Origin of the sequence: Hymenobacter gelipurpurascens (assembly GCF_900187375.1) — a bacterium.
In the GTDB taxonomy this organism is placed as follows: Bacteria; Bacteroidota; Bacteroidia; order Cytophagales; family Hymenobacteraceae; genus Hymenobacter; species Hymenobacter gelipurpurascens.
Genome location: NZ_FYEW01000006.1, coordinates 1 through 5,152 on the forward strand (window position 1 = coordinate 1; position 5,152 = coordinate 5,152).

The 5,152-nt window shown below is 61.4% G+C and carries 2 protein-coding genes; both read right to left on the reverse strand.

The genetic code is table 11. From position 1 onward, the window contains the following. The coding region (locus CFT68_RS21325; RefSeq protein WP_170934892.1) for a malectin domain-containing carbohydrate-binding protein at positions 1-3,545 on the reverse strand (3,545 nt) is incomplete at its 3' end. 221 nt (positions 3,546-3,766) lie between these two features. Beyond that, a partial coding sequence (locus tag CFT68_RS21885) for a PKD domain-containing protein (RefSeq protein ID WP_245815475.1) occupies positions 3,767-5,152 on the reverse strand: 1,386 nt, incomplete at its 5' end.

A 5,152-nucleotide genomic window follows, 5' to 3' on the forward strand; every position in this document is an offset into this window, starting at 1 on the left:
GAGAACGTCTCGGTGGTGGCCGTCAGCGCCCCCACTTTCTTGACGATATCGTAGGCCGTGAGCACTTTCTGGCCCTCGGCACTCACGTCGAACACGCGCTGGCCGGCGGCGGTCCAGTAGAGCTCGGCAAAGTGCAGCACCACCGTATAGCTGCCGCTGGCCACCGGCAGCGCGTAGCTGAACGCACCGTTGGTGCCGTAGCGCTCGGTTTGATAAAGCGCATCGTCGGTGGTAGCGGCGATGGGGGAGGTGACGGAGAAGGTGTTGCCCGGGCTGGGGCTGAAGCCCTGGTCCGCGGAGAAGCTGCCCAGGCTCGTGCTCAGCGCCGCTGTGCTGCCTGCGTTGAGCCGGTAGGCCACGCCGCCCCCGCCACCCGTGGGCGCCGGGTTAACGGTGAGCAGGAAGGCATCGGTGGCCTGTCCGCCCTTGCCGTCGCTGGCCGTCACCTGCAGCGGGTAACTGCCGGCGGCTGGCGGCGTGCCGCTGAACGTGCGCGTCGTAGCATTGAAGCTCAGCCACGACGGCAGCGTGGCTCCGCCCTGCTGGGCGGCCGCGTAGGTTAAGGCGTCGTTGTCGGCGTCGGTGAAGGTGGCGGCCGGGAAGCTGTAGCTGTAGGCCGCCCCGGCCGTGGCGGTTTGGTCCGGGATGGGCGCCGCCACTACCGGCGCCGCGTTATGCGGCGGCGGCGTTCCAAAGCTAAAGACCTCAATTGCTGAAACCTTAGGTCGGTCCATACCGCCATCACTGGCCAAGGCACTGAAATAAATGTTTAATGTACCATCGGAGACGGAAGTGGTAAAGGTCTCCGTAGTGGCCGTAAACGAACCAACTTTGCGAATAATGTCGTAGTTGTCGAGCACCTTGACGTTCTCAATCGACACATCGAACAGGCGCTTGCCGGTGGTAGTCCAATAAATGTCGGCAAAGTGGAGCACGACCGTGTAGGTACCGTTCACGATTGGCAGGGCGTAGCTGAACGTGCCTTGGTTGGAGGGGGAGCTGCGCTCGGTCTGGTAGAGCGCGTCGTCAGTGGTGCCAGCGATGGCGGCCGTAGTGGAATAAGTGAAGCCCGGGGTGGGGGCAAAGTACTGGTCAGCGGCGAAGCTGCCCTGCGACGTCGTCAGGGCCCCTCCGCCGGCGTTGACGCGGTACATGGCAGCCGTGCCCGGGGCAGGGTTGACGGTGAGCGTGACCTGGTCAGCCGGGCTGCTGGCGCCCTTGTTGTCGGTCACTACCAGGGAGAAGACGTAGCGACCGGCCACCAGACCCGAAATGGTCGGGTTGGCCACCGACTTACTGCTGAAGGAAGCCGTGTTAGGCCCGCTGACCTGCGCCCAGCTGTAGGCGCTGATTGTGCCGTCCGCGTCCGTACCCGACCCGCTTAGGCTGGCCGTGCTCGTGGGCAAAGTGATGGCCTGGTCCACGCCCGCATTCGCCACTGGCAGTTGATTGGTGCCCGTTGGAGGGGTATCATCGACCCCGGATGCCCAGAGCACCAGCCGTTGGGCAAATAGGCGGTTTTCGAGCCTGTTTATGTTGGTGCCATCACCATTATTCCAGAAACAGTTCCGGTCGAAATATCCGGCTACTCGGCCCTGACCGACTTTTGCTACCGACAGAGCAGCATCATTTGGCATTAGTGGACCATCCAGGGAATTTAGCTGGGCTTTATCCGCTGGCAGGTAGGCTATGATTGTAGCTGGCGCGGTGGTACGAATTGGGCTGGCTCCTTCGGCCTCAACAGTCAGGCCCGCATTCTGGATGAACCTGTTGATGTAATGGTTACCCGCCCATTGACTAAGCACAAAAGCACCTAAGCCGTTATCGTGCAGAAAGTGCAGTCCGAATTGATCTGTCAGATCATTATCGCTTGAGGAGCCCTCCGAGCTGTTAAGTCCACCATTCTGCCAGCCGAAGGCGGCATCTGACCAGGCAATCAGCCCGCCACCGGCATTAACCCAGGCAGCCACGGCAGTTTTCTCCGCCGCCGTGAAACGCCGGTTATTGGAGCTTAAGATCAATACCTTATAGTTGTTCAGCGTGGCCGCGTCCAGGGTGATGCTGGCGTCCAGGGCTTCCGCGGTTGCAAAGCCTACGTCTACAAGCGCTTGGTTGAACTGCGACATGCCCCGGTCCCCGGTATCCGACAGCTTCATATCGTGGATGGACGGAGGTATACTTCCGTACAGATACAACAGCTTGGGTTTAGTCCCGGAAACAGTGAAAGCGACACTCAGGCTCGCATCCGGATAACCCGCCGCTTTGGCGGTGATGGTGGCCGAGTAGGTGCCGGCCGCGAGCGAACCCGCCGCGGCGGTGATTTTCAGGTCGTTGCCGCCGAGCAAATCAATGGTTCCGCTGCTCGGGCTCACGCTCAACCAGGAAGGAAGAGTGCTGGTGTCAATGGTGTAGGAGGGGCTGCCGCTCAAAGCCCACAGCACCACTTCTTTGGTTGCCGTTGTTCCGGCGGCGGCGGATAAGCTAATGCTGCCCGGGAGAAAGCCGATTTTGTTGTTAGGCGTACGGGGAAAGCTGGTTTTGCGGGTAGTGGTCTGCGGGTTGGTCGCATAGTCAAGTCCCCCATTGGAAACAAAGAGCTCATTGCCAATGGCCTCGGCTGCCGGGCCAAATAAATTAACCGGCAAAGGCCCTTGTTCCGTCCAACTGCCGATGGCAGGATCGAAGGTGGTTACCTTATTGATCACGATGTCGGCACCCGCGCTGGTACGGCCGTTGCGGCCCCCAACCAGGGTTACCTTGCCATCCTGCACAAACGTAGCCGGCTCGCTGTGAGAGCGGATGTAAGGCATGTCCGGCAGGCGAGACCAAGTGTTGGATGAGGGGTCGAATACATGCACATAGCTGACATCGGCGATGGGGCCGTCATGACCGGTCTGGCCGCCCATAGCGTAGATTTTGCCGGCTACATTAGCTGTGGCAAAATGGCACCGCGGCAGTGGCATGCCGGCGGCAGTGGTCCAGCCGGCCGCTTGATTGCTTAGGTCCAGTACATAGTGGGCGTTAGAGCCCGTCTGGCGGTCGTCCAGCAGCCCCCCGAAAGAGTGGAGCTTTCGGCCTACCCGCACCAGGGCATTTCCACCGCTTCTGGTCGGAAGCTTCGGTCCGAAGCTCCAGGTATTGGTTGCTGCATCATAAATCTGCAGCTGATCGGAATTGGGGTCTCCTGCTAGGCCCCCCAGAAAACCACCGGCAACATACACCTTGGTGCCATCAACGGTGATGCCAGCGTGCGTAACCGGGAAAGGCATGTCAGCCAGATACGTCCAGCTATTTGTAGTAGGGTCGTAGACCTCGCACTTAGGGGTTGTGTGAACCGAGCTATTGTCGAAGCCGGAAAACACGTACATCTTGTTGTTGATCATCACACTGAAGCCTACCCACTTAGGCGTGTTGGAAGGAGCCAACAAGGTCCAGTCAGTGGTTTGGCCCCAAACGGCCGCAGGAGCCCAGAGCAAAAGCAGAAAAGCTAATACATGCAGAAGGGCATGCGCTCGTAAAGCGAGGGCAATAGACAGCTTTCTCATGTGATAGGTTCTGGCAATAAGGTTTCTGATCGAATACTTTCGGTGCTTTAGCCTAATCAAGTCGGCGGGGCAGGTCCTTGACCGGGGTAGGTGATGGATACAGGCCGGAAGTATTCGGGTATTTGAATCAGATGTACAGCACGTTTCTCCTGTCAGCGGGTGACTGGCAGGAGAAACGTGGCCTAGACTCAACACCTCGTGGGTGTAAAACGCTGGGACTATTAGGGTTGCCAGAGGAGCTTGAGGGGGTGCGAAAACTGGGCACTATGCAGGCGCAGGTAATACAGACCAGGGGCAGTCAAACGCCCCCCCAGCTCGAGCACCTGCTCAGAGCTGCCCGCAGGCAGCGAGAGCGTGCCTTGGCCCACGGTGGCACCCACGGCCGAGATCAGCTCGTAGGCCACCGGACCAGCGACGGCGGCGCGGAAGGCCAAGTGGAAACGGCCGGAAGCCGAGGGGTTGGGATAGACTTCGACGGCGGCCGGCGCGGCCACCGCTGCCGTGGCCGTGGCCAGGGCGGCGGGGCGGGCGGCCTGGTTGGTGACGGAGAAGGCCAGCGTCAGCGCCGTGCCGGCCGTGCCATTGGCGTTGTTGCCGGTGTACGGGGTGGCCGTGAGCGTATACGTCCCCAGCGGGGGCCGCCAAGCCGTGTAGTTGCCATTGGCGTCGTCGGGTAGGGCGTAGGGGGGCTTGCGGTCCGTGGTTCGTTGCGTCTGCGCGCCGCTTAAGCTCAAGAGCACACTGCCCACGGTGGCGGGGGAGGTGTTGGCGCGGATACTCAGGTTCTGCGTGGGCAGCGTGGCCAGGTTGAGCACGTCATTGGCCACCAGCTGGCGGATGGGCTGGTCGGAGTCCGCGTTGATGAGCGTGAAGCTGACCACCTGCTGGCCACTGCTGGTCGGGGCCGGATTCACCGTCACGGTTACCGAACTCGGCGAACTGCTCAAGCCCTTGCTGTCGGTCACGACCAGGGCAAACACATAGGAGCCGGCCACCAGGCTCGATACGGTCGGGTTGGCCACCGTCTTGCCGCTAAAGGCAGCCGTGGTGGGTCCGCTGGACTGGCTCCAGCTGTAGCCCGTGATGGTCGCCCCGCTGGCCGCCGTGCCCGAGCCCGACAGGGTCGTGCTGCTGGTCGGCAAGGTGATGGTCTGATTGCTTCCCGCACTGGCTACCGGTGGCGTACTCGTGGGGGCAGGATTGACGGTGACGGTCACCGAGCTGGGCGAGCTCGTGAGGCCCTTGCTATCGGTGACCACTAAAGCGAAGACATAAGACCCGGCTACTAGGCCACTAACGGTGGGGTTCGCGATAGTCTTGCTGGAGAAGGTGGCTGTGTTAGGCCCACTGCTCTGACTCCAGGAATATGCTGTGATGGTGGCCCCGCTGGCTGCCGTACCCGACCCCGCCAAGGTCACACTGCTGGTGGGCAGCGTGATGGTCTGGTTGGCGCCCGCACTGGCTACCGGCGGTGAACTGGTGGGGGCTGGATTCACCGTCACGGTCACCGAGCTCGGCGAGCTTGGGAGGCCCTTGCTGTCAGTCACGACTAAAGCAAACACGTAGGAGCCGGCCGCTAGGCCACTGACCGTAGGGGAGGCCACGGT